This window comes from Nocardia sp. JMUB6875 (assembly GCF_041154655.1).
Classification (GTDB): Bacteria; Actinomycetota; Actinomycetes; order Mycobacteriales; family Mycobacteriaceae; genus Nocardia.
Map to the genome: position 1 here is coordinate 26524 of NZ_BAAFGR010000044.1, position 22462 is coordinate 48985.

At 68.1% G+C, this 22462-nt stretch carries 22 protein-coding genes; 11 read left to right on the forward strand and 11 right to left on the reverse strand.

The features are described 5' to 3' along the window. Window positions 1-3: 3 nt before the first annotated feature. The 4 genes from ACAM49_RS13885 (at window position 4) to ACAM49_RS13900 (ending at window position 3333) form a co-directional block, all read left to right on the forward strand. Entirely contained in the window at window positions 4-750 is a 747-nt protein-coding gene (locus tag ACAM49_RS13885) for a tyrosine-protein phosphatase (RefSeq protein WP_369635895.1), read from the forward strand. Window positions 751-801: 51 nt separating this feature from the next. Continuing rightward, window positions 802-1353 (forward strand): dihydrofolate reductase family protein, encoded by a 552-nt coding sequence (locus ACAM49_RS13890; protein WP_369635896.1) that lies wholly within the window; start codon window positions 802-804, stop codon window positions 1351-1353. 60 nt (window positions 1354-1413) lie between these two features. After that, window positions 1414-2124, forward strand: coding sequence for a hypothetical protein (locus ACAM49_RS13895; protein ID WP_369635897.1), 711 nt, complete (start codon window positions 1414-1416; stop codon window positions 2122-2124). Between the two features lie 102 nt (window positions 2125-2226). Next, the gene (locus tag ACAM49_RS13900; RefSeq protein WP_369635898.1) at window positions 2227-3333 is read left to right on the forward strand and encodes a PLP-dependent aspartate aminotransferase family protein; all 1107 of its coding nucleotides are present in this window, start codon (window positions 2227-2229) and stop codon (window positions 3331-3333) included. A gap of 40 nt (window positions 3334-3373) precedes the next feature. On the opposite strand, the gene ACAM49_RS13905 is transcribed toward ACAM49_RS13900, so the two are convergent. After that, a complete protein-coding gene (locus ACAM49_RS13905) occupies window positions 3374-4468 on the reverse strand; it encodes a winged helix DNA-binding domain-containing protein (protein ID WP_369635899.1) in 1095 nt (364 codons plus the stop codon). Between the two features lie 56 nt (window positions 4469-4524). On the opposite strand from ACAM49_RS13905, the gene ACAM49_RS13910 reads away from it, so the two are divergent. From ACAM49_RS13910 to ACAM49_RS13920, 3 genes are all read left to right on the forward strand, one after another. Then, entirely contained in the window at window positions 4525-5364 is an 840-nt protein-coding gene (locus tag ACAM49_RS13910; RefSeq protein ID WP_369635900.1) for a glycosyl hydrolase family 32, read from the forward strand. Between the two features lie 109 nt (window positions 5365-5473). Continuing rightward, a complete protein-coding gene (locus ACAM49_RS13915) occupies window positions 5474-6892 on the forward strand; it encodes an L-fucose/L-arabinose isomerase family protein (RefSeq protein WP_369635901.1) in 1419 nt (472 codons plus the stop codon). A gap of 1 nt (window position 6893) precedes the next feature. After that, window positions 6894-8372 (forward strand): FGGY-family carbohydrate kinase, encoded by a 1479-nt coding sequence (locus tag ACAM49_RS13920; protein ID WP_369635902.1) that lies wholly within the window; start codon window positions 6894-6896, stop codon window positions 8370-8372. A gap of 39 nt (window positions 8373-8411) precedes the next feature. Here the strand turns inward: ACAM49_RS13920 and ACAM49_RS13925 are convergent, their stop codons facing one another. Further along, window positions 8412-8612: a DUF397 domain-containing protein gene (locus ACAM49_RS13925; RefSeq protein ID WP_369635903.1), complete on the reverse strand. Its 201-nt coding sequence runs from the start codon at window positions 8610-8612 to the stop codon at window positions 8412-8414. After that, window positions 8609-9469, reverse strand: coding sequence for a helix-turn-helix domain-containing protein (locus tag ACAM49_RS13930; RefSeq protein WP_369635904.1), 861 nt, complete (start codon window positions 9467-9469; stop codon window positions 8609-8611). The genes ACAM49_RS13925 and ACAM49_RS13930 overlap by 4 nt, the downstream gene beginning before the upstream one ends. Before the next feature lie 270 nt (window positions 9470-9739). Between ACAM49_RS13930 and ACAM49_RS13935 the strand changes: the two genes are divergently transcribed. Beyond that, window positions 9740-9913, forward strand: a complete 174-nt coding sequence (locus tag ACAM49_RS13935) for a hypothetical protein (RefSeq protein ID WP_369635905.1) — start codon at window positions 9740-9742, stop codon at window positions 9911-9913. Between the two features lie 770 nt (window positions 9914-10683). Here the strand turns inward: ACAM49_RS13935 and ACAM49_RS13940 are convergent. Continuing rightward, complete coding sequence (locus tag ACAM49_RS13940) at window positions 10684-11094, reverse strand: hypothetical protein (protein WP_369635906.1); 411 nt, start codon at window positions 11092-11094, stop codon at window positions 10684-10686. Between the two features lie 88 nt (window positions 11095-11182). Continuing rightward, entirely contained in the window at window positions 11183-11719 is a 537-nt protein-coding gene (locus ACAM49_RS13945) for a winged helix-turn-helix transcriptional regulator (protein ID WP_369635907.1), read from the reverse strand. A gap of 57 nt (window positions 11720-11776) precedes the next feature. Here ACAM49_RS13945 and ACAM49_RS13950 point away from each other — a divergent pair, with 57 nt between their 5' ends. After that, window positions 11777-12421, forward strand: a complete 645-nt coding sequence (locus tag ACAM49_RS13950; RefSeq protein WP_369635908.1) for a dihydrofolate reductase family protein — start codon at window positions 11777-11779, stop codon at window positions 12419-12421. 89 nt (window positions 12422-12510) lie between these two features. Next, window positions 12511-12690 carry a ribbon-helix-helix domain-containing protein gene (locus tag ACAM49_RS13955; protein ID WP_157513988.1) on the forward strand — a complete coding sequence of 60 codons (180 nt, stop codon included), beginning with the start codon at window positions 12511-12513 and terminating at the stop codon, window positions 12688-12690. Here ACAM49_RS13955 and xylB read toward each other — a convergent pair. From xylB to ACAM49_RS13985, 6 genes are all read right to left on the reverse strand, one after another. Then, complete coding sequence (gene xylB, locus ACAM49_RS13960; protein WP_369635909.1) at window positions 12687-14075, reverse strand: xylulokinase; 1389 nt, start codon at window positions 14073-14075, stop codon at window positions 12687-12689. The genes ACAM49_RS13955 and xylB overlap by 4 nt on opposite strands. A gap of 14 nt (window positions 14076-14089) precedes the next feature. Next, entirely contained in the window at window positions 14090-15118 is a 1029-nt protein-coding gene (locus ACAM49_RS13965) for a zinc-dependent alcohol dehydrogenase family protein (RefSeq protein ID WP_369635910.1), read from the reverse strand. 129 nt (window positions 15119-15247) lie between these two features. Then, a complete protein-coding gene (locus ACAM49_RS13970; RefSeq protein WP_369635911.1) occupies window positions 15248-16252 on the reverse strand; it encodes a glycoside hydrolase family 172 protein in 1005 nt (334 codons plus the stop codon). Window positions 16253-16387: 135 nt separating this feature from the next. Further along, a complete protein-coding gene (locus ACAM49_RS13975; protein ID WP_369635912.1) occupies window positions 16388-17335 on the reverse strand; it encodes a tyrosine-protein phosphatase in 948 nt (315 codons plus the stop codon). Window positions 17336-17435: 100 nt separating this feature from the next. Beyond that, window positions 17436-18350 carry a tyrosine-protein phosphatase gene (locus ACAM49_RS13980; protein ID WP_369635913.1) on the reverse strand — a complete coding sequence of 305 codons (915 nt, stop codon included), beginning with the start codon at window positions 18348-18350 and terminating at the stop codon, window positions 17436-17438. A 151-nt stretch (window positions 18351-18501) separates the two neighbouring features. After that, window positions 18502-20889, reverse strand: coding sequence for a PEP-utilizing enzyme (locus ACAM49_RS13985; protein ID WP_369635914.1), 2388 nt, complete (start codon window positions 20887-20889; stop codon window positions 18502-18504). Window positions 20890-21055: 166 nt separating this feature from the next. Here ACAM49_RS13985 and ACAM49_RS13990 point away from each other — a divergent pair. Continuing rightward, a partial coding sequence (locus ACAM49_RS13990; RefSeq protein WP_369635915.1) for an FAD-dependent oxidoreductase occupies window positions 21056-22462 on the forward strand: 1407 nt, incomplete at its 3' end.

Here is a 22462-nt window from a genome sequence, read left to right on the forward strand (position 1 = left end):
CGGATGCCGAACCGCTGGATCGACTTCGCCCAGATCGACAATGTTCGCGACCTGGGCGGGCTGCCCGTAACCGATGGCGGCACAACCCGTTTCGGCGTGGTGCTGCGCTCCTCCACCTTGCAGCAGGCGACCTGCGACGACCTGTCGGTGTTGGTCGAGAAGCTGGGGCTGCGCACGGTCATCGACCTGCGCCTGCCCGACGAGGTGGAACGCGAGGGCTACGGTCTGATCGGTGACGCCGACCTGACCATCGCCAACCTGCCGATCCGGAAGTCGCCGCAATCCTCCTTGGCGGCAAGGGATCTGGTGCCGGACAAGACCCGCGTCGACCTGACCGAGCTGTACGGGCAGCTGTTGAACGGCAGCGGCGAGCACATTGTCGAGGCGGTCCGCCTGATCATCGACCCGGACCGTCACTCGGTCCTGTTCCACTGTGCCGCGGGCAAGGACCGCACCGGCGTGCTGGCCGCTATCCTGCTGGACGCGGTCGGCGTGCCCGCCGAGGCGATCGCGCACGACTACGCCCTCACCAACGAGCGCATCCAGAGGGTCCGCGACCGGCTCGACGCCCTGCCCTCCTACGAGGGTCTGCCGCAGACCAACACCGGTATCCTCGCGGTCTCCCCGGAGGTCATGACCCGCTTCCTCGAGAACCTGTACGCCGACCACGGCGGGGCAGCCAAATGGCTCCTGACCCAGGGCCTCTCGGAAGCAGAGCTCCACCTCCTCCGGGCGGCGCTCGTCGCCTGAAAGGGGCGGATGCGGCCGATGAATTCCGGGCGGGCGGGCCGTCTACCTGTCATGAGGAAACTTATCTATGGGTTCGGCGTGTCCGTGGACGGCTACATCAACGACCGGGACGGAAGTATCAACTGGACCGATCCCGACGAGGAGTTGCACCGGTTCCACAACGACAGGTTCCGCTCGCTCGAGGTTTCGCTGCATGGGCGTCGCCTCTACGAGCTGATGGCCGAGTACTGGCCGCACGTGCCCGCGGACGCCTCACCCGTCGAGCGCGAGTTCGCGGAACTCTGGACGACCAAGCCCAAGGTGGTGTTCTCCCGGACGCTCACCGAGGTGCACTGGAACAGCACCCTGGTCCGGGAGAACGCCGTCGAGGAGGTCCGCCGACTCAAGGCCGCGGGTGACGGCGTCATGGAGGTCGGCGGCGCGAACCTCGCCGCCCACTTGATCCCGCACAACCTCATCGACGAATACCAGGTGTTCGTCTCACCCGTGGTCCTCGGCGGCGGCACCCCGATGTTCCCGCCACTGGACAAGCGCCTCCAACTCCGCCTGGTCGAGACGAGGAACTTCGCCACCGCGGTCATGCTGCGCTACCTCGCCGACTAGCGATGAGTTTCGCGCCGCGCTCGCCTCTGTATTTGCAGGACCGATCAGAGGAGTGAAGTGATGAACGATCTACTGGCGAGCGCGGTCGCCGCACACGGCGGCTTGGAGCGGTGGAATCGGATTCGGGCGATCCGGGTCGAGGCGTCCATCTCCGGAGCCTTCTGGGAGATGAAGGGCAAGAGCGACCTGCTGAAGGATGTCCGTTTCGAGGTGGACACCACCCGGCAGCGAATGGTCATGGACTACATCGGTCACGACCGCCGCTCACTGTTCGAGCCCGACCGTGTCGTCCTGCAACAAGCCGACGGCACCGTCCTCACCTCCCGCGACAACCCCGAGCGCTCCTTCGATGGTCACACCTTCGAAACCCCCTGGGACGACCTACATCTCGCCTACTTCACCGGCGAAGCCCTCTGGACCTACCTCACCACCCCCTTCCTCCTGACCTGGCCCGGCTTCCTCTGCGAGGAGATCACCCCCCTCGAAGCCGAAGGCGAGACCTGGCGCCGCCTACACGTAACCTTCCCCAACCACATCAAATCCCATACTCGCCAACAGGTCTTCTGCTTCGGCCCCGACAACCTCCTCCGCCGCCACGACTTCACCATCGACATAGTCGACCCCACCACCGAATCCCACCTCCACGCCACCGACTACCGCACCATCAACGGCCTCCTCATCCCCACCACCCGCCGCGCCTACACCACCCTCGGCGACACACGAATCCCCCTGGTAGCCATCGACATAACCCACCTCGAGATGTTGGCGTGAGAACCCCGACATCCCTCTGGCCGACATGATCCGGGGGCATGCCGATGACCGACGCGATGGCCTGCTCTGCGGCGGCGGTATGTCGCTGCCTACAGTGCAGGCATGACGCTTGATTTGGACCCCTCCACCGTCGTCGTGCACGCCGGTCGGCCCGCTCGGGTCCCGGACGCGCCGTTGGGTGGGTCACCCGTTTTCAGCTCGACCTATATCGCGGGTGGCGACACGGGCTACGGCCGCTTCGGCAATGACGCCTGGACGGCACTCGAGGAGACCCTCGGTGCCTTGGAGGGCGGACGCTGCCTGAGCTTCGCGTCGGGGATGGCGGCCGCCGCGGCGATCTGCGATCTCGTACCGGTCGGTGGTCGGGTTGTCGCGCCGCAGCATGCCTACAGCGGAGTGCTGGCCCTGCTGGATCAGCAAGCGGCGACGGGGCGGCTCACCGTCGATCGAGTGAGTGTTGTTGATACTGCGGCAGTGTCAGCCGCGGTAGTCGGTGCGGACCTGCTGTGGCTCGAGTCGCCGACCAACCCGGCCATGGAGGTCGCGGACCTCCCGGCACTCGCGGCGGCGGGACATGCCGCGGGCGCCATTGTGGTCGTGGACAACACGTTTGCGACGCCGCTGTTGCAGCGGCCGCTGTCCATGGGCGCCGACATCGTGCTGCACTCGGCGACCAAGTTCATCGCGGGCCACTCGGATGTAGTACTCGGTGCCGTCAGCACCAAGTCCGATGAACAGTGGTCGGCCCTGGAGTTGCGCCGGAGGAGCCTGGGCGCGATCCCCGGCCCGATGGAGGCGTGGCTGGCGTTGCGCGGCCTGCGCACGCTCGCACTGCGACTCGAGCGAGCCCAATCGAACGCCGCGTTCCTGGCGGCGCGACTACTCGAGCACCCACGCGTGAGCCGAGTCCGCTACCCCGGCCTGCCCGAAGACCCCGGCCACGCCCGAGCAGCCACCCAGATGTCGGGCTTCGGCGCGATCCTCGCCTTCGAACTCGGCGGCGACGCGGCCGCTGCCCAACACGTCTGCGAAAGCACCACCCTCTGGGTGCACGCCACCAGCCTCGGCGGCGTCGAATCCATGCTCGAACGCCGCCGGCGCTGGCCCATCGAAGTCCCGACCATCCCCATCGACCTCATCCGCCTCTCGGTCGGCATCGAACACCCGGATGACCTCTGGGCCGACTTGGCACAAGCCCTGAAGGCCTGACGTTTCATCGCCACCGCCGAAATGGCTGTGCCGGTGAAACTTATCGGCGCGTTTCGATGATGATCTTGCCGGGCTCGTCGGGGGCGAGCACTGGCAGGAGGTGTTCGGCTTCGGCTCGGACTGCTGCCTCATTGGACTTCGAGAGGGGGTGCCAGGGGGTTACGCGGATGGTGGAGCCTTCCAGGTCCCAGCGGCCGTGGACGAAACCGTCTACCAGGTAGAAGGGGACCCCGCCGGAGGCGATTTTGGCGATGCGGGTGCGGTCCTCATTGCTGATGATTCGGGTGCGGTCGCGGTGGCCGAGGCAGGAGTTGTCGAAGGCGGGGAGGAAGCGGACCGGGGCCGGGAGGTCGGGGTCGGCCAGTGGGGCGTCGGGGAGGTCGAAGAGTTCTCGGCCGGAATCGTCGTGGAGGACACGGAGTTCGGGGCGGAGGCGAGACATCACCGGGGCCAGGCGGGTCACGCCGGCGAATTCTTGGATGTCGGCGGTGGTGGCGGGGCCGTAGGCGGCCAGGTAGCGGCGGATCAAGGTTTCTGGTTGGGGAGCTGGGGTCAGAGGTGCGCCGAGCCATTCTTCGGCCAGGGAGACCGAGACCGAGCGGCCGCGCCAGGCACCCCAGGCGCCCGCGTCGGCGTCGTGGAGGAGGGGGTGGATGACGCCGAGGGCGTGGACGAGGACGCGCGGTTCGCGGTTGGGGAAGCGGGCGGCCAGCTGCTTGCCGAGCTCGCGGCGGGAGACGGTCTTGCCGGTGAGCAATTCCCTTCCGGCCATGGCGAATTCGTCGATATCGAGGCCCTCGACCGCATCGCGGAGGTAGATCGACCGCAGGGTGGGCTCGATTCCCGGGCGCACCGTCGGGTAGAGCCAGCGGTAGTCGGCGGCGTCGGCGAGGTGGACGGTGCGGCGAATCATGGTGGCGCGCACGATGGTTCGGTCGCGCAGCAGTGCGGCCAGGTCGTCGTGGCGGAAGTCGGTCAGTCGCGTCCACAGGCCGATGTAGGGCCAGTTCGGTTCCTGGGCCTGGACCGCGACGAGGTGGCGGATGAGGTCGGCGGGGGGCATGGTCACGCGTTCGTTCAACCGCTGACGCAGCAGCAGGGTGCGGTTTAGGGTTCGCAGCGAGATCGCGGGCATGAATCCATTGTCGAAGGGAAGTAGGACCGATCAGGTCCTAGATGGAAGGCGTGGAGATGAGCGGCGTGCGGGCGGGGGAGTTCAGGCATATCTATGACCCGGGCGAAGCGGGGCAGCGGTGGTACATCAATGACCACACCGTGATCCGCGACGCCGACGGTCGCTGGCATCTGTTCGGCATCACCCACCCGGAACCCGCCGATCCATGGGACGAGACCGAGTTCGCGCACGCGACCGCCGCAGATCTGCACGGCCCGTGGACCAAGCATCCGCCCGTCCTGACCGTGGACCCGGCGCGCGGCGAGACCCATCTGTGGGCTCCGTTCGTCGTCCGCGACGGCGACCGCTACCTCATGTTCTACGACGGCGGCGGAACCGACCGCACCGCAACGGGTATGGGCCTGGCCACCTCCACCGACCTGTTCCACTGGACCCGGCATCCGGCGAGCCCGGTGTTCCGAGACGGCTACGACGCCCGTGACCCGATGGTCCTGCGACTGCATGACCGGTGGGTCATCTACTACTGCGCCACCAGCGCTCCGGAGGGCGGCAACCACATCGTCGCCTATCGCACCAGCCGCGACCTGCTGCGCTGGAGTGAGCGCCGCATCGCCTACAAAGACCCGACCGTCGGCACCGGCGCGGGCAATACCGAATCGCCGTTCGTCTTCGAGCACGCCGACGCCTGGTATCTCCTGATCGGCCCTCGCCCTGATTACGTCGGCACCGAGATCTTCCGCAGTGACAACCCTTTTCACTTCGACACGTCCGACCGCGTGGGGCACATTCCCGCGCACGCCGCCGAGGTGATCGCCCACGACGGCGCCCTCTGGATCACCCACGCGGGCTGGGCGCAAGGCGGAGTCGCGCTGGCCCCCTTGGTGTTCCCAACCTGACGGAGTTCCCCGCCGACCCGACCGATAATCCGATTTCGGGCGTGGCGTGTGGTTTGAACTGGGATTCTGGACGGGAGTCGAGAGTCCACCCACCGTGGGGAGGCAGGCAATGGCCCGCATCGGCGTGATCAGTCTTTCCGATGGCCGCGACTACGTGCACGGCGGAATTGTCGGATTCATTCGGACCGCGGAGGATCGGCTCGTCACCGAGCTGACCGCGGCCGGGCACACCGTGATTCGCGGCAGGGAACCCATCGGCGGCAATGACGCGGCGGTGGCGGTGGCCCGGAAGGTGGCCGCGGCCGGGGTGGATCTGACCGTCCTGCACTACGCGGTGTGGGCGTTCCCGCACTTCACCATGCTGGCCGCGGGCGCGTTGCCGGGCCCTCTGCTGCTGCTGTCCAATATCGATCCGGTGCAGCCGGGCATGGTCGGCATGCTGGCCGCGGGCGGCGCGCTCGATCAGATCGGTCGCGAACACGCCCGGCTGTGGGGCGATCCCGCCGATCCGGAGCTCATCGCCGCCATCGGGGAGCGCGCCGTGGCCGCCGCGGCGGTGGCGAGCCTGCGCGGCAGCACCTTCGGCCGCATCGGCGGCAGGCCCATGGGCATGAACACTGCCGTCGCCAATACCGATCAATGGCAGCGCGTGTTCGGCATCGACGTCGAGGAGATCGACCAGTGGGAGATCGTCCGCCGTGCCGAACTCGCCGACGCCGGTGAGGCCAAGGCCGCGCGAGAGTGGCTGGAGCGCAATGCCGCCGGCGTCCACTACGACGGCCGCAAGCTCACCCCCGAGCTGCTGGAACGCCAGATCCGCTCCTACCTGGCCATGCGCGACCTGATCGCGGAATGGCATCTGGACTTCTCCGGCATCAAGGGCCAGCCGGAGCTGACCCAGTATTTCGCGACCATGGACATCACCGAGGCCTTCCTCAACGATCCGTACGACTGGAACGGCCCCAAGCAGCCGCATATCTGCGCCACCGAGGCCGATATGGACGGCGCGCTCACCATGCGCCTGCTGCATGGAATCACCGGCACCCCGGTGCTTTTCGCCGATGTCCGCCACTATCACGCCGACCGCGACATCTGGGACCTGTGCAATTCCGGCCAGCACGCCACCTGGTTCGCGGCCCGCAGCGACGACCCGGCCGAGAACCTGTCCCGCGTCCACCTGTACCCCGAGGTGTTCTTCTTCCCCGCCGGCGGCGCGTCCGTGCACCATCTGGCCGCCCCCGGTCAGATGACCTTCGCCCGCCTGACCCGCCGAAACGGCTCCTACCGAATGCAATTGATGCTCGGCGAGTTCGAGACCTACGACGACGCCACCAACGAGTCGCTCATGAAGCAGTCGACCTGGGAGTGGCCGCACGCCTTCACCAGACTCGACGCCGACGCCGGGGACTTCCTGTCCCGCTTCGGCGCCAACCACATTCACGCCGTACCGGGTGATCACCGCGCCACCGTCCGCGCGGCCTGCGGACTGCTCGGCGTCACCCTCGACGAATTCACCAGGGCGAGTTGACATGCTATTGGGCATCGATATCGGCACTTCGGGATCCAAGGGCGTCCTGGTCGACCACGACGGCATGATCGCCATGAGAGCCGAACGCCCGCACCGGGTTTCGACTCCGCGGCCCGGGTGGGTGGAGCATGACGCGGAAAAGGTGTGGTGGACCGACTTCCTGGCCATCGCCCGCGAACTCGTTGCCGCCGCGGACGGCGATCCCATCGACGCCCTCGCGGTCAGCGGCATCGGCCCGTGCCTGCTCCCGGCCGACGCCGACGGCACGCCGCTGCGCCCGGCCATCCTCTACGGCGTCGACACTCGCGCGGGCGTCGAAATCGAGGAGCTGGACGCGGAATTGGGCCCGCTCACCGTCCTGGAGCGCTGCGGCTCACCACTCACCAGCCAAGCCGTCGGGCCGAAATTACGCTGGCTCATGCGCCACGAGCCGCAGGTCTGGCAGTCCACCCGAATGCTGTTGATGGCCAGCTCTTTCCTGGTCCACCGCCTCACAGGCCGCTACGTCCTCGACCACCAATCCGCCAGCCAGTGCGTCCCCATGTACGACCTGATGGCCCGCGACTGGGCCCTCGACTGGGCCGAATCCGTCGCACCCGGCCTGCGGCTCCCCGAATTGTCGTGGCCCACAGAGATAGTCGGCCACGTCACCCCCGCGGCGGCGGCAGCCACCGGCCTGCCCGCCGGTCTGCCCGTCACCACCGGCACCATCGACGCCTGGGCCGAGGCCGCCGGAGTCGGCGTCCGCGCCCCCGGCGACTGCATGATCATGTACGGCACCACCATGTTCCTCACCCAGGTGCTCACCGCCCCCAACCCCCAGCCCGGCTTGTGGACCACCTGCGGAACCTGGCCCGGCACATACACTTCCGCCGCCGGCATGGCCACCTCCGGCGCGGTCACCGACTGGCTGCGCGGCCTCACCGGCAGCGATTTCATCGACCTGCTCGACGAGGCGTCCCACGTCCCACCCGGCAGCCGCGGCCTGCTCGTCCTGCCCTACTTCGCCGGTGAACGCACCCCGCTGTTCGACCCCAACGCCCGCGGCATCATCGCGGGCCTCACCCTCACCCACGAGCGCGCCGACCTCTACCGCGCCATCCTCGAGGGCATCGGCTACGGCGTCCGCCACAACCTCGAGGCCATGTCCACCGCCGGCGCCCCCGCCACCCGCCTGGTAGCCGTAGGCGGCGGCACCAAGGGCGGCCTCTGGACCCGCATAGTCTCCGACATCACCGGCCTCCCCCAACAACTCCCGGCCGACACGGTCGGCGCAGCCCTCGGCGACGCCCTCCTCGCCGCCGAAGCCCTGGGCATCGACACCTCGGCCTGGAACCCGATCATCACCACCATCGACCCAGACCCGCTGCGCAGCACCCACTACGACTCCTACTACCGCCACTACCGAGCCCTCTACGACTCCACCAAGGCCACTGCCCACTTCCTGGCCCGCGAACAACACCGCGCCGCCACGCAGTGAAAACATTGCCCCGGAGGCGATTTGTAGTCGGCCCGCCAGCTATCCGAAGTCGCCGTTCCTCACCCGGCCGGCGAACGCATCCCATGCTGAAGGCGCGAACATCAGCGCGGGCCCGCCAGCATCCTTCGAATCCCGAACCCCGACAACCCCGCCGTCGAGGAATGCCACCTCGACGCATTCCCCGCCTGCTTGGCTGTAGCTGCTCTTGAACCATTGCATATCGGCTGGCTGCACGTTCACGGTGCGTACTCCCTTGCTATCCGTCTCAATAGAATTCGCGAAGCTGTCTCGTCCAGGGCTTCCCGACGGAGGGCGTGGTGCGCGGAGTGGAAGAACCGCACATCATCGGGATCCTCGAGGTACATACTGCCCACTATGCCCTCGAGGTAGACGACGGGCGGCTCGGTGGGCTCGCCGCGAGGCGGCGTGCCGAAGTCCAGAATTACGTAGGGCGGCAGCGATATTCCGTCCGGGAAGCCGGCGTGGGACGGCAGGATGCGGAGGGCGATGTTGTCCCGCGTCGAGAAATCCGCGAGATGCCGTAGTTGTGCTGCCATCACCTTGGGTCCGCCCACCAGACGGTGCAGCGCGGCCTGCCCGATGACGACATCGAGGTCCAGTGGCTGATGCTTGCGCGTGACCGTCAGCTGTCGATGCTGTTTGATCTGTACGCGCCGATCGCGTTCGTCCACAGGATCATCGGGCCACCGCTTGCTGAGTAGCGCGCGATCGTAGGCTTCGGTTTGAAGCAGACCGGGAATCAGCTCCGGCTGGTAGGTGACGCAACCGTTGGCTGCGGCTTCCAGCCCGACGTAGACATCGAGGCTCCGGGGCATGAGATCCGCGTACGAGTGCCACCAGTTCTTGACCTTGGCCTGCTGTGCGAGCCGCACCATGCCCTCGGCGATATCGGCAGGCACACCGTAGATCCCACACGCCTCCTTGATCACACCGGTCCTGACCCGCGTGATCTCGGCTTTCTCGATGCGCGCCAGGCTCGTTGCGCCCATTTCGAGTAACTCGGCCGCATGCGCCTGGCTCAGGCCGGACCGGTTTCGCCACTCCAGCATCAGCCGTCCGAGCTGCCGCAACGGCACAGTCGAACCGACCCCGCCCTCAGTCATGACCGAGTCCTCCGTTTCGAGTGGTCACCCGCACCCACTTCGGACAGTTCTCATCACCGCTTCGGTGTATGCGTCCCACCGAATCCGGTGGTCGTGCAGGTGATTCGGCGAATCCGGATCGGAGTCACCGCTTCGGGGTCTCGCCCCGGCGTCGATGCGTCCAATTGAGGTGCGCCCGGCCGGAGGCCCCACTCCGTCACCCGCGCCGGGCGCACCCCATCCGTCACGATCGAGAAGGTTGTCATGAATCTGCTTGATTGCCAGGCCGATCCAGGCCCACTGACCAACGACGACGCCAACCTCGCCTGGCACCGACACCACTACTGCGACCGCACCACCTGCCGGGTGCGTGAGCGCGCCCGCGCCACCCTCCGCGCCCTCGTCACCCACAAACCGGAAACCGAGGCGAACCCGTGATGCCCGCCCCCGCCTGGATCGACGACCACTGCCGCAACCCCCGCATAGTCCCGCTCACCCGCCAGCGGGCCGAAGGCATCCAATCCCTCCACGCCACCTGCACCCCACCCTGCCCCCGCCGCACAGCTGCACGCGACTACCTCGCCACTCACCCCGAAGGCCAACCATGCACCTCGAAATCTGCCTGACCGCTGCCATTCTGGCCGCGCTCACCGCCACCACCCTCGCTGCCCTGCGCCCCGCACAGACCGCAATCCGTCCCCCGGCTCGGCACCGTCGCGACCGCTATTCCGTCGAGGCCATCCGTGCCCGTATCGACCGTGAGGCCCATCCCGGCCCGCCCGGCGGAAAGACGATGAATCGGTACCAGAGGTCGTCTCGAGTCAGCATCAGGGCGCTGTCGACCATCGCCGCGAACGGCCCTCTGGCCGCTTCGGTTAGCGCGGAATGCGGCAGATGAGTGCTTCGTTCGGTGATCGGCTCGGCGGGCACGGATGGGCCTATTCCTACATTTTGGCACCCGCATTTCGCAGGAACCTGCTCGCTGGCGCCGGTTTGTGTAGGAATAGGCCCATCGACCTGATCTCGGCATGACGGTGTGATCCGCGGGCACCGGATCACCTGCACCGGTTGATCTTCCGCTGCGACTCGCTGGCCGGTTCGGTCAGCACGACTCGCGGCTAGTAGCGTACGTTTCGCGACCCTGTGCGCAGGTGGGCTGTCGCTCTAGTCCGTAGACAGCGCCGTAATGACGTGCCGCAGAAGCGCACTTAGCCGTACGACACCTCGGGCCATTCGTCCGGTAGGCCGAGATGCTCGCGCTCGATCTCGAGGAGGCGCTCTTCCGGCAGCTCCGGAGCAACCCAACCGTGGCTCTTGGCATGGTCTATGAACTCGGTCGGCGGAGCGGCTCTGCGATATTCAACGTAGTCCTCCCATGCCAATTGCCAGACCCATGCACCGTCGGTCACGATCCCGATACGGACACGTGCATTCGGGTTACCAGGTGCGAAAGGGTCCTCTGTGGTCCCCGGCGCTGCGAGAACGCATGTGGCCGATCGCAGGTAGCCGAGCAGGAGCTCGGCATCATCCTCTGTCAGCGTGTTCGCTTCGGCGTCGAAACCCTCATCGTCATTGCTACTGGTCTTGTCGAGTCGGTATGGAGCAGAAACGATTGGCATTCGTCCTCGATGATGACAAGCCCAGCTGACTGTCAACTGGGCGGGTGTGGCGTTGGGTGGGGCGGTTGGCGTGCCGCTGTGCACCGGGTCAGGGGTGGCTGGCGTCGGACCGAGCGGCGGCGGCTTCGTAGGCGGCGGTGAGGTCGGCGAGGACGCCGTCGGTGGGGGAGGGTTTGCGGTGTAGGTGGGTGTTGCGGAGTTCGGCCATGAAACGGTCCCATATTGGGGGGCCGCCTGCGGCTAGGAGTTCGGCGCGGATGGTTAGTTCGGGGGTGGTGTCGAGCCAGCGTGCGCCCCAGGCGCCGAGTTGGGCCAGGACCGGAACGAGTTGGATCGCTGCCTCGGTTAGGTGGTATTCGACCTTTTGGCGGTGGCTGGGGTCGTCGTCGCGGGTGAGCAGGCCGGCCTCGACGAGTTTGGACAGGCGGGCTGAGAGGATGTTGGAGGCGATGCCCTCCATGGAGCCGGCGAGTAGTTCGCGGAAGTGGGTCCAGCCGCCGAACATGATGTCGCGCAACACGATCAGGCTCCATCGGTCGCCGAGTAGTTCGACCGTCATGTTGATCGGGCAGCCCGACTTGCCGCGTGGTACCGGCAGTTTGTCGGTGACAACTGGTTGCAGCACGAGATCAGTCTAGGTAGCTTCGAAACTGATTGCATGTTGCAACCAGAAGGAGTGTCGATGACGCAGATGGTGCGAGTTCACAACTTCAATATCTCTAGCGACGGATACGGGGCCGGGAAGAATCAGAGCCTCGAACGCCCCTTCGGCGACGGGGATCCGACCGCTTTGTTCGCCTGGTCGGGCGCCACCGCCCACGCCCCCACTCGCACCGAGCCCGGCGGCAGCTGGGGCTTCGACGACTACTGCACCCGCGAATGGCATCGCAATATCGGCGCGGAGATCATGGGTCGCAACAAATTCGGCCCACAGCGCGGCCCGTGGGAGAACTATGACTGGGAGGGCTGGTGGGGTGACGAACCCCCGTTCGGCACACCGGTATTCGTTTTGACCCATCACGTGCGCCCCTCGATCACTCGCGGCCGCACCACATTCCACTTCCTGGATGCCTCCCCGAAGGAAGCCCTGGCTCACGCCCTCGAAGCCGCCGACGGCAAAGATGTCCGCATCGGCGGTGGCGTGGCCACCATCCGCGCCTTCCTCGAAGCCGACCTCATCGACACCCTTCACGTCGCGGTAGCCCCGGTCGCCTTCGGCCAGGGCGAGCGCTTGTGGGCCACCCCCGACGAACTCACCGACCGCTTCTACCTCGAACAAATCCCCAGCCCCAGCGGCGTGACCCACCACTTCCTCTGGCGTAAGTAACCACCCGCGTCCACCGACGACACACTGTGAAAGTGTCATATTTCAGAGTTGTGTCGCTCGTGGACACCTCGAGGTGGTATGACTTCCCGGTGGCATGGACTTTGCGGCTCAGCGAGGACGAAGAAGCTGCGCTGAGTGCGCAGGCGGCGATGGAGGGGCGGTCGAAGCAGGAGATCGCTCGGGACGCCATTCGGAACTACATCACTCGGCACAAGACGTGGGATGACTATCTGTCGGATGGGCCGGTTGTCTATGGGAAGGCCGGTTAGGGGTAGTAGGTGTCCCTGACCTCCGCGTAGCGCTGGCGGATGGCCGCGCCGATTCCCCCGGCGAGCGAATGGAATTCGGTCCCGGCGGGCATGGGCCAGCGCGGTGGGCGGGGACCGCCGCGCAGCGCCCAGGCGGCCTGGCGAGCTGCACCGAGCGCCACGTATTCGCTCGGATTCGGAACGGTGACCGTGCGGCCGAAGATGGTGGCGGCCGCGTGCGCGATCAACCGCGAGCGGGAAGCCCCGCCGATCAACAGGATTCGATGCGGAATCGTCGGCAGCCGATCCAGGCCGTCGGCGATATTGCACAGCATGCCCTCGATGGCCGCGCGAGCCAGATGATGCGGGCGCATGGTGTGCGGCCGCAGCCCGTGCAGGCTGCCGGTGGCGTGCGGGAGATTAGGGGTGCGCTCGCCGGTGAGATACGGCAACAGGATGAGACCGTCGGCGCCGGCGGGGGATTGGGCGGCGAGGACCTCCAGGCCCGAGACGTCGGTGCCGAGCAGGACGGCGGTGGCGTCCAGGACCCGGGCGGCGTTGAGCGTGCACACCAGCGGCAGGAAGGCCCCGGTGGCGTCGGCGAATCCGTTGACCGCGCCGGAGGGGTCGGCGCTGGGACTGGTGGCGCGGGTGAAGACGGTGCCGCTGGTGCCCAGGGAGACCACCACATCGCCGTCCTCGATGCCCAGACCCAGTGCGGCGGCGGCATTGTCACCGGTGCCCGCCGCCACTAATCGGCCGCCGGGAGTGTGTCCCGCGATCTCGGCGGGCGCGAGCACCCGGGGCAGCGCCGGACTGCGGCCACGGAAGGCCATCGATAAGAGATCGGGCCGATAGGTTCCGTCGGCGGGCGACCAGTATCCGGTCCCGGAGGCGTCGCCGCGATCCGTGGTGGGTTCGGTGTCCGGATCCCCGCCGCGCAGTTGCCAAGTCAGGTAGTCGTGCGGCAGCAGCACACGGACTGTTCGGTCGGCCAACTCGGGTTCGTGATCCGCGAACCATCGCAGCTTCGCCACCGTATGCGCCGCCAGCGGCACACTCCCCACCGCGTCCGCCCACGCCTGTGGCCCGCCCAGCTCGTTCACCAGCTGCGAGGCCGCCTCCGCCGAGCGAGTGTCGTTCCACAGCAGCGCGTCCCGCACCGGATGCCCGGAGGCGTCCAGCACCACCAGCCCGTGCTGCTGCCCGGCCACCGCGATGGCCTCCACATCGCGCATCATGCGGTCGCACGCCGCGCGCAGGGCCTCCCACCACATGTCCGGCGGCACTTCCGTCCCGTCGTGGTGTGGAATCTGGCGGTGCCGCAATACCGTTCCGGTATCGGCGTCGCACACCACGATCTTGCAGGACTGTGTGGACGAATCCACTCCGGCAACGACCGTCATTGGCCCCTACCTGTCTATCGTGCCGCCCGTCTTCCGGGATGCAGCTGGATCTTGCGTCCGGTGCCCGCGCGGAAGGTCCGCAGGGCATCGCCGAATTCGTCGAGGGCGAAATCGTGGGTGATCACGGTGTCGGCGTCGATCACGCCCTCGCCCACCAGGTCCACGGCCCGGCCGAAGCTGTGCAGCACGGCCATCGACCCCACGATCTTGATCTCGTCGTTGTAGATGCGGAACGGTGAGATGCTCGCGCGCGCCGCCGCCGGGGCGACGCCGAACTGCTGATAGGTGCCCCCGCGCCGGACCCGGGACAGCCCGTCCTCGATCGCGGCCACCGTTCCGCTGCAATCGATCACGATCTCCCAGCCCTCCGGCCGGTCCATATGGTCGGCGGAGATGGTGGCCGCGTCCGCGCCCAGCGTGCGCGCGATGGCCAGCCGATCGGCATTGGTGTCCACCATGGACACCGACGCCGCACCGGCCGCGATCGCGAGCTGCAGCATGAGCAACCCCATGGTGCCCGCCCCGTAGATCAGATAGTGCGACCCGAGTTGCCGTGGCAGCACATCGAATCCGTGCACCGCGCACGAGAGCGGTTCCACCAGTGCGCCGTGCGCGGGCGGCACGTGCCCCGGTAGTCGATAGCAGTTGGCGGCGGGCACTTTCACGTACTCGGCCATGGCGCCGTCCACGGTGTCGCCGATGGCGCCCCAGTTCTCACAGAGGTTGCCGCGCCCGATGGCGCAGTAGTGGCAGCGCCCGCAGAACAGCGAGGGATCCACCGCCACCCGATCACCCACTCGCACCCCGGCCGAGTCCGCGGCTTCTCGACCACGTGTGCCCAACGCCACGACTTCCCCGGCGAATTCGTGCCCCGGCACGATCGGATAGGGCGTGGGCGGGAATTCACCCTCGACGATATGGATATCCGTACCGCATATGCCGACCGCGTCCACTCGGATCACCACTTCACCCGCGCCGGGTGTGGGATCCGGAACAGATTCGACCGAGAACTGTCCGGGCTTCTCGACGACCAAGGCGCGCATAGCAATAACCATGCACCCGTGCGCCGCGCGTTCGACGCGTTTTACGCAATAGCAATCGCATTCTTCCCGTTTACCCGCAATCGTTACGCGGACCGCACCGGATGCGACCGGCCGGAATGAGCGCGCGCATCACGGGAGTGCCTGGTACCAGAAGGCGGTCGAGGCCACGTGCGCCTGGTCGAGCGGGAGGTAGTGCCCGTCCTCGCGCCAGCCCAGGGCCTGTACGGTGGCGCGCAGCCCGTGGTCGAAACAGATGGGGTCGGGAATGTGCCAGCGGTACATGCCGAATCGCTGGTGCGGTTCGTAGATTCGATGCGGCGGCAACACCTGCGGCATGCCCAGATAGGGGGATGAGTAGGGGTGATAAGAGCCTTCGAGATCGAAATTCCAGGCCCCGCCGAAATAATCCTCGGTACCGGTGCCGCACACGGTAGGGAATTCGGCGTCATCGTCGAGATAGAACTTCAGCTCGCCCTCACCCCACCAGCCCGCCGCGCGCGGCTGCACGGCCAGATATGTGCCGGCGTACCGGCCCGGCCCGCCCTCGATTTCGACGATGGGATGTTCGGCCGGACTGCCCAGCGGATCGCTGCAGCGCCACCGGGCGTGGAGATACCCGGCGGCGCCCGGTAACTCCTCCTCCAGATAGGTGATCTGGTAGTAGACGGGCGCGGTGCGCTGCGAGCCGTTGTGCAGGGTGATCAGCGCCCGGTGGTGGAAGGGCATGGGCCAGTAGCTGTTCAGGCCCCCGGCGGGCGCGACCACCACCATGGCGGAGTTGATCAGCGCCAGCTCCTCCCAGCCGTTGCAGAAGAAGTCGCCCAGCGGCACCGCGACCGCGGGTTCCACGGCGTCGTCCCAATACATCTGGAGCGTGAAGTCGCGCAGCAGCCCGCGATCGGTGGTCAGCCACAGATGCCGGATCACCCCGGGCCCGGAAACATCGGCGAGCGTGGCGGTTTCCCCCGGTGGCAGATCGATCGACGGTGAGACCTTCCACCCGCGCCCCAGCCCCGCCGCCGCGAATGCGCCTGTCCCGGAAATGGCCCGGCCGCCCCCGCCGGGCTCACCGGTGGGATTCTCCGCACTCACCGAGCGGGTGCGCCGACCGTCCAGTTCCCAAATCTCGTGCACCATGCGAATTTTCGCACGCACGCATCCGGGCGGAAGCGGACATGACGCGGACAAACGAATGCCGACGTCGTCCCGTTCGCGACGTCGGCATTCGTGGTACAAGGCCCCCGGCCGGCTCTGCGGCCGGGCCCGTGGCTATCCGCCGAACGAACCGGTGGACAGGCCACCCTTCTCGATCAGCTTGGTGCGCAGCGCACCCGTGGTCGCGTCGTCGATGCCCAGACCCTCGGAGACGAAGCGGTCCAGCGAACCGAACGATGACACGGCCTGGATGATGGCCGAGGCCAGGTAGTCACGCTGCACGCCGAGCACCGGCTCGAACAGCGAACGGTCGGTGACCAGGCCCTGGGCGACCAGCGCGTCCAGCGTGGCCTTGTTGCTCGCGGCCAGGCGGTCGTTGGAGGCCAGGAAGTTGTCGTAGATGTTGTTCTCGGGGGTGCCGAGGATGTGCATCAGGATCGCGGTCATCAAGCCGGTGCGATCCTTGCCCGCGGTGCAGTGGTACATCACCGCGCCGTTGGCGCTCGCGATGTCCTTCAGCGCCGTGGCGAACTGGTTGCGGGCGGTCGGATCGGTGACCATCCACTTGTAGTAGTCGCGCATGTACTGCGCGGCCTTGCCGTCGCCCAGCATCTCCTGCTGCACGGTCGGCCCGCCCTGCACGGCCTTGGCGAAGAACAGGTAGAAGTCGTTGTTCGGGTCGTAGACCGGCAGCGATTCGGCGGGAATCGAGGCGGGCAGCGCGTCCGGATTGGCGGCGCGCTCGGTCGGGCTGCGGAAGTCGATGATCTTGGTGATCCCGGCCGAGACCAGCGTCTGCCGGTCGCCGTCGGTGAGGCGGTTCAGCGCGTCGGCGCGGAACACCTGGCCCGACTTGATCTTCCCGTTCAATGCGAGGGTGCCGCCGATGTCGCGGGCGTTGGGCGCGGCGGCGAGCTTGAAGTCCGCGCCGACGGGGGCCTGGTGCAGGATCGAGGCCGTCGGCGCGGCCAGCGCCGCCGGGGTCACGGTGATCGGTACGGCGGCGATGAGCGCGGCGGCCACGCCGGTCAGTGTTCCGCGCATGGCACGTGAAACAGTCACGCGAATTTCCTTTCGAGACAACGCGGTCCGGGGCAGGCTGCCCCGGACCGTTCCGCCGAACCCGGCTCCCACACGCGAGCTCGGCTGCGCTGCGGAGGTTCTACTTGCCGACCAGCTTCGACTTCAGCGCCGAGACGGTCGCGTCGTCGATGCCCAGGCCCTGCGACAGGAAGTTGTCGAAGGAGCCGTAGGTCGCCGCGACGGCGTCGAAGGAGGAGTCCAGGAAGGCGGCGTCCACACCCAGGATCGGGGTGAACAGCGACGGATCGGTGACCAGGCCCTTGGCGACCAGACCGTCCAGCGTCGCCTTGTTCGAGGCGGCCAGGGTGTCGTTGGACTCCAGGTAGTTGTTGTAGATCTGGCCCTTCGGCGCGCCCAGGGCGCTGAGCAGAATGGCCGACATCCAGCCGGTGCGGTCCTTACCGGCGGTGCAGTGGAACAGCACCGGGCCGTTGGCGTTCGCGATCTCCTTCAGCGCCGCGCTGAACTGCGAGCGCGAGGTGGCATCGGTGACCAGCCACTTGTAGTAGTCGACCATGAACTGCTGGGCCTTGCCGTCGCCCAGCAGCTGCTGCTGCACGGCCGGGCCGCCCTGAATGGCCTTGGCGACGAACAGGTAGAAGTCATTGCTCGGGTCGTAGACCGGCAGCGACTTCACCGGGATGGAGGCCGGGACCTTGTCCGGGTTCGCGCCGCGCTCGGTCGGGGAGCGGAAGTCGATGATCTCGGCGATGCCCGCCGACACCAGCTGCTGCTGCTCGGCGTCGCTCAGCTTGTTGAGGGCGTCGGTGCGGTACACCGAACCCTCCTTGACCTTCCCGGCGCCACCCTTGGTCGGAATCCCGCTCAGGTCACGGGCATTCGGCGCGGAGGCCAGGTTCAGCGACACACCCTTGGGGGACTGCAGCACCGGCACCGGCGCGGCCAGCGCCGGGGTGACGGCGATCGGGGTGAGGGCGATGAGCGTGGCGGCTACACCGGTGAGGGTGCCGCGTACGGCGCGCGAGATCGTCACTGGGGGTATTCCTTTCGATACGGACCGACCTGGAGGGGGACGTCGATCCGGGCTTGCGGTGCGGCCCCGGTCGTCGGTGACGAGGGCGCACTGATCCGGACCCTTGCGCCGCAGCGCGGCGGAAGGGCCTGGATCGGGTTGGGGGCGTGGGCTATTCGATATCGGCGAGCAGGGTGATGGTTCCGGCCGCGCCATCCACGCGGACCCGCTGCCCGTCCTTCAGAGCATCGGAGGCGGTCTTGGTGTCGACGACGCAGGGGACGCCGAATTCGCGGGCCACGATGGCCGCGTGCGAGGCCGCGCCGCCGATATCGGTGACCACCGCGCCCGCGTAGGCGAACATGGCGGTGTGGCCGGTGTCGGTCACGGCGGCGACCAGGATGTCGCCGGGCTCGATATCGTCGTCGAGGGTCATGACGCGCTTGACGGTGCCCTCCACCACGCCGGGGCTCACGCCGAGCCCGGAAATGGTGTCGCCCACCGCGATCGCGCCGGAGATCTCCTCCGGCTCCCACGGTCCGTTGACCACATCGGGCATGCGCACGGCCTGGAACTTGGTGCGCTCGGCGCGGCGGCGGGCCACCCGCTCCTTCAGATCGGCCGGGGCCCAGAGGATCTCGTCCAGGTTGAGGAAGGCCGAATCCTCGATCTCGGTGAGCTTGCCCGCCCGCACCAGGCGCGCGGCGCGCTCCTGGGTGGCCAGGCGCAGGCAGTTGGTGACGCGCACGACGGCGTCGCGGGCGCGCTCGCGGTAGACGGTCGCGCCGACGGCCATCTTGGCGGTGCGGCTGGTCGGCTCGGGCACCGGTTCGCGGTGCGGCGCGGGCATTTCCGCGGCCCGACCGGCGGCGGTGACCAGCAGTTCGGGGCGGTCGCCGAAGGTGGCGTTGATGAGCTCGCATTCGCCCGGACCGCGGTGGCCGATCTTGGCCAGCTCCTGGTCGAGGGCCTGCGCGAATTCCGGCGACTTCTCCCGCGCCGCGCCCACATCACCGGTCTTGGCGACCTCCTGCAGCCCGGCGTCCTTGCGGCACAGGGCTGCCAGCCGCTCCACGGCCAGCATGGTCTTGGCCGATTCCAGCCGGTTGAGGTCGATCTTGACCTCGCCCTTGTGGGCGGCGGTGGCCGCACCGGTCATCATGACGCCGATGGAGGCCGCCTGCCAGGCCTGGTTGAGGCGGTCGCGCCAGAGCAGGGCGCGGGCGTGCAGCTGCTCGTCGGTCAGCTCCGAGATCTGGTCGCGGGTCAGCGCTTCCGCGTGCGAGGCGGCATTGATGTGCTCGGCGGTCTTGCTGTACTTCAGGGCGGTGGCGGCGACCCGGCCCATGGCCTTGAAAGTGCCTGCGCGCGCGGCCATTCCGGTCGGCATGGCGGGACGGCCCTTGGGGTGCAGTTCGACATCGCCGATGGTGCCGTAGACGTCGCGGCGCACGCTCTCCTCGTCCCAGCCGGGCATGTTCTGCGCGGAGAAGACGCCGATGGAGGCGTTGATGTACATATTGTGGCCGAGCACGCTGGTGACCCGGGAAACCCAGTGCTCCAACGCGATTCCCCCGATCGCGATCATATTGCCCATGGCCTCGTTGCCCAGGCGGATGGCGCCGGCCTGCAGGTCGATGGTCAGCGGCGTGAGCGGGCCGGGCAGCGCCTCGGAGGTATTGGTGGCGGTGTAGACCGGGATGCGGTCGTCGATCAGATCGTCGAATTCGCCCTGAAGTCCTTCGGGCGCAGCGGATGTCAACTTGTAGCCGTCGGAGGTCGGCGCGTTCTGCGGGACCACGTGGGTGGGCAGCGGAATCGCGCCGCGGCGATCGCGGATGCCGGAGCCGCCGCTCTTGCGCCCGTGCAGGCCGCGCGCCACATCGGTGATCACCTCGGTGGCGGTCCAGCCGCAGCGGAAGCCCCACTCCTGGCGGGCGGCGGCCGTATCCACCCGGGTCTGCGTGGACGACGACTTCGGCAGCCACGCACTGTATTTCACGCCCGCGTCGGCGAAGACCCGCTTGACCTCGGCCGCGGACACGTCGCCCGGCGCGGCCAGCTCGACCACGCCGCCGCGCTGCGAGAGCGCGGCCAGCACCAGGAAGCGTTCGAAGTCGTCGTAGTGCAGCACCTGGATGCTGCCCTTGCCGCCGGTGAGGCTCTCCAGGGCGCGCCAGCTGCCCTTGTCCATGCGGCGTCCGGCCACCAGGGCGGTGCGCACGACGAGGGCGTCCGCGCCGGAACCGGTGACGATCTTCTCCACACGCGAATCAGCCCCGGCCACAACGGTAACCACGAGGCGCGCGCCGGAATCCTTGGCGGCCGCCGCGATCGCGGCGACCCCGGTGCCCGCCAGATGCAGGACGGCATCGGCGCCCGCGACGGCCCGCGCGCAGGTCGCGGCATCGGCCAGATCGCCGACGATCACCTCGACCCGCGGGTCCACATAGCGGTGGCGCTGCCGGTCCAGCCCGACCACCTCGTGGCCCGCCGCCAGCAGCATGCGCGCCACGGCCCGGCCGCTCGGCTCGGTGACCCCGGTGACCAGAATCCGCATTGACTCTCCTCCTCGTGCAGGCGTCCCCAACCACAGTGACGCCGTTCACACACCATCCACACTGCGCAGTCACGCGACGGGTCACAGTCCCGGTCAACGGGATCTGCGAATCGGTCAGCAAGATGTACCGCTAAGTAAGTGCCCTACCAGCGGGCACGGTCGAACCATGACAGTGCGGAATTCGGTCACCCCGCGGGCGGCCGCGGCGGTGGGTCACTACGACATCGAGACCGATGTGCTGGTTGTCGGCTATGGCGCGGCGGGCGCGGCGGCGGCCTTCGAGGCGGCATACGCCGGGGCACAGGTGCTGGTGGTGGACCGGTCCGGCGGGCCCGGCGGCGCGTCGGCCATGTCGGGCGGCGAGATCTACCTCGGCGGCGGCACCCCGATCCAGCTGGCCTGCGGCTACGACGACACTCCCGAGGCCATGGCGGCCTTCCTGAAGGCGGCCCTCGGCGCGGGCGCGGACCACGCCAAGATCGACGAGTACTGCGCGGGCAGCGTCGAGCACTTCCATTGGCTCGTCGACCGCGGCGTGCCGTTCAAGCCGACCATGTGGGACGCCCCGACCTGGGTGCCGCCCACCGACGACGGGCTGATGTGGCTGGGCGAGAACAGCTGGCCCTTCACCGAATCCGCGGCCCCGGCCCCGCGCGGGCATCGGCCCACCGCCAATGACTTCGGCGGCAAGCTGCTGATGGAATGCCTGTCCGCCGCCGCCGAATCCGCCGGTGCCACCGCCCAGTTCGACACCTACGTGAGCGCGCTGATCGTCGACGCGGACGGCAGCGTCGTGGGAGCCGTGGCCCGCCGCTACGGGCAGGAGCTCACCATTCGCGCTCGCCGCGGCATCGTGCTCACCACCGGCGGCTTCGTCGACAACGACGACATGCTGACCGCGCACGCGCCGGAACTGCTGGGCCACACCAAGGTCAGCGCGGGCACCGACGACGGCTCCGGCATCCGCATGGCCCAGGCGCTGGGCGCGGCCGTGCGGCACATGTCCGCGGGCCAGGTCGGCATGTCGCTCATCCCCGGGCTGGCCGCGCGCGGCATGGTCGTCAACGGCCTGGGCCGCCGCTTCATCAACGAGGACACCTATCCCGGCCGCATCGGCCAGCACGCGCTCTACCGCCAGAACATGGGTGGCAGTTGGGCGGGCGACGACACGGCGGTCTGGGTCATCGTCGATGAGGAGGGTTTCGAGGACGTCCCCGAACCCCAGCGTTGGGGCGTGCAGCCCACCCACGTCGCCGAAACCCCCGAGGAACTCGAGACTCTCACCGGACTGCCCGCCGGTTCGCTGGTCGCCACCCTGGCCCGCTACAACGAATCCGCCACGCACGGTGTGGATCTCGACCACCACAAGTCACCCCGCTGGCTGCGCCCCCTCACCCCGCCCCTGGCCGCCATCGACGTGAAGGCCGGAATCCGCCCACCCTCCGAATCCGGCGACCGCCGCGGCACCGGCGCCTCGGTCTTCACCCTCGGCGGCCTCCACACCGACCTCGACGGCCACGTCCTCAACCTCGACGGCCGCCCCATCCCCGGCCTCTTCGCCGCGGGCCGCGCC

Coding starts and splice junctions, on each gene's coding strand:
- ACAM49_RS13965 (WP_369635910.1), bottom strand. CDS start 15,118: ATGCGCGCCTTGGTCGTCGAGAAGCCCGGACAGTTCTCGGTCGAATCT.
- ACAM49_RS13940 (WP_369635906.1), bottom strand. CDS start 11,094: ATGCCAATCGTTTCTGCTCCATACCGACTCGACAAGACCAGTAGCAAT.
- ACAM49_RS13885 (WP_369635895.1), top strand. CDS start 4: ATGCCGAACCGCTGGATCGACTTCGCCCAGATCGACAATGTTCGCGAC.
- ACAM49_RS13920 (WP_369635902.1), top strand. CDS start 6,894: ATGCTATTGGGCATCGATATCGGCACTTCGGGATCCAAGGGCGTCCTG.
- ACAM49_RS13905 (WP_369635899.1), bottom strand. CDS start 4,468: ATGCCCGCGATCTCGCTGCGAACCCTAAACCGCACCCTGCTGCTGCGT.
- xylB (WP_369635909.1), bottom strand. CDS start 14,075: ATGACGGTCGTTGCCGGAGTGGATTCGTCCACACAGTCCTGCAAGATC.
- ACAM49_RS13950 (WP_369635908.1), top strand. CDS start 11,777: ATGACGCAGATGGTGCGAGTTCACAACTTCAATATCTCTAGCGACGGA.
- ACAM49_RS13935 (WP_369635905.1), top strand. CDS start 9,740: ATGAATCTGCTTGATTGCCAGGCCGATCCAGGCCCACTGACCAACGAC.
- ACAM49_RS13985 (WP_369635914.1), bottom strand. CDS start 20,889: ATGCGGATTCTGGTCACCGGGGTCACCGAGCCGAGCGGCCGGGCCGTG.
- ACAM49_RS13910 (WP_369635900.1), top strand. CDS start 4,525: ATGAGCGGCGTGCGGGCGGGGGAGTTCAGGCATATCTATGACCCGGGC.
- ACAM49_RS13915 (WP_369635901.1), top strand. CDS start 5,474: ATGGCCCGCATCGGCGTGATCAGTCTTTCCGATGGCCGCGACTACGTG.
- ACAM49_RS13900 (WP_369635898.1), top strand. CDS start 2,227: ATGACGCTTGATTTGGACCCCTCCACCGTCGTCGTGCACGCCGGTCGG.
- ACAM49_RS13890 (WP_369635896.1), top strand. CDS start 802: ATGAGGAAACTTATCTATGGGTTCGGCGTGTCCGTGGACGGCTACATC.
- ACAM49_RS13895 (WP_369635897.1), top strand. CDS start 1,414: ATGAACGATCTACTGGCGAGCGCGGTCGCCGCACACGGCGGCTTGGAG.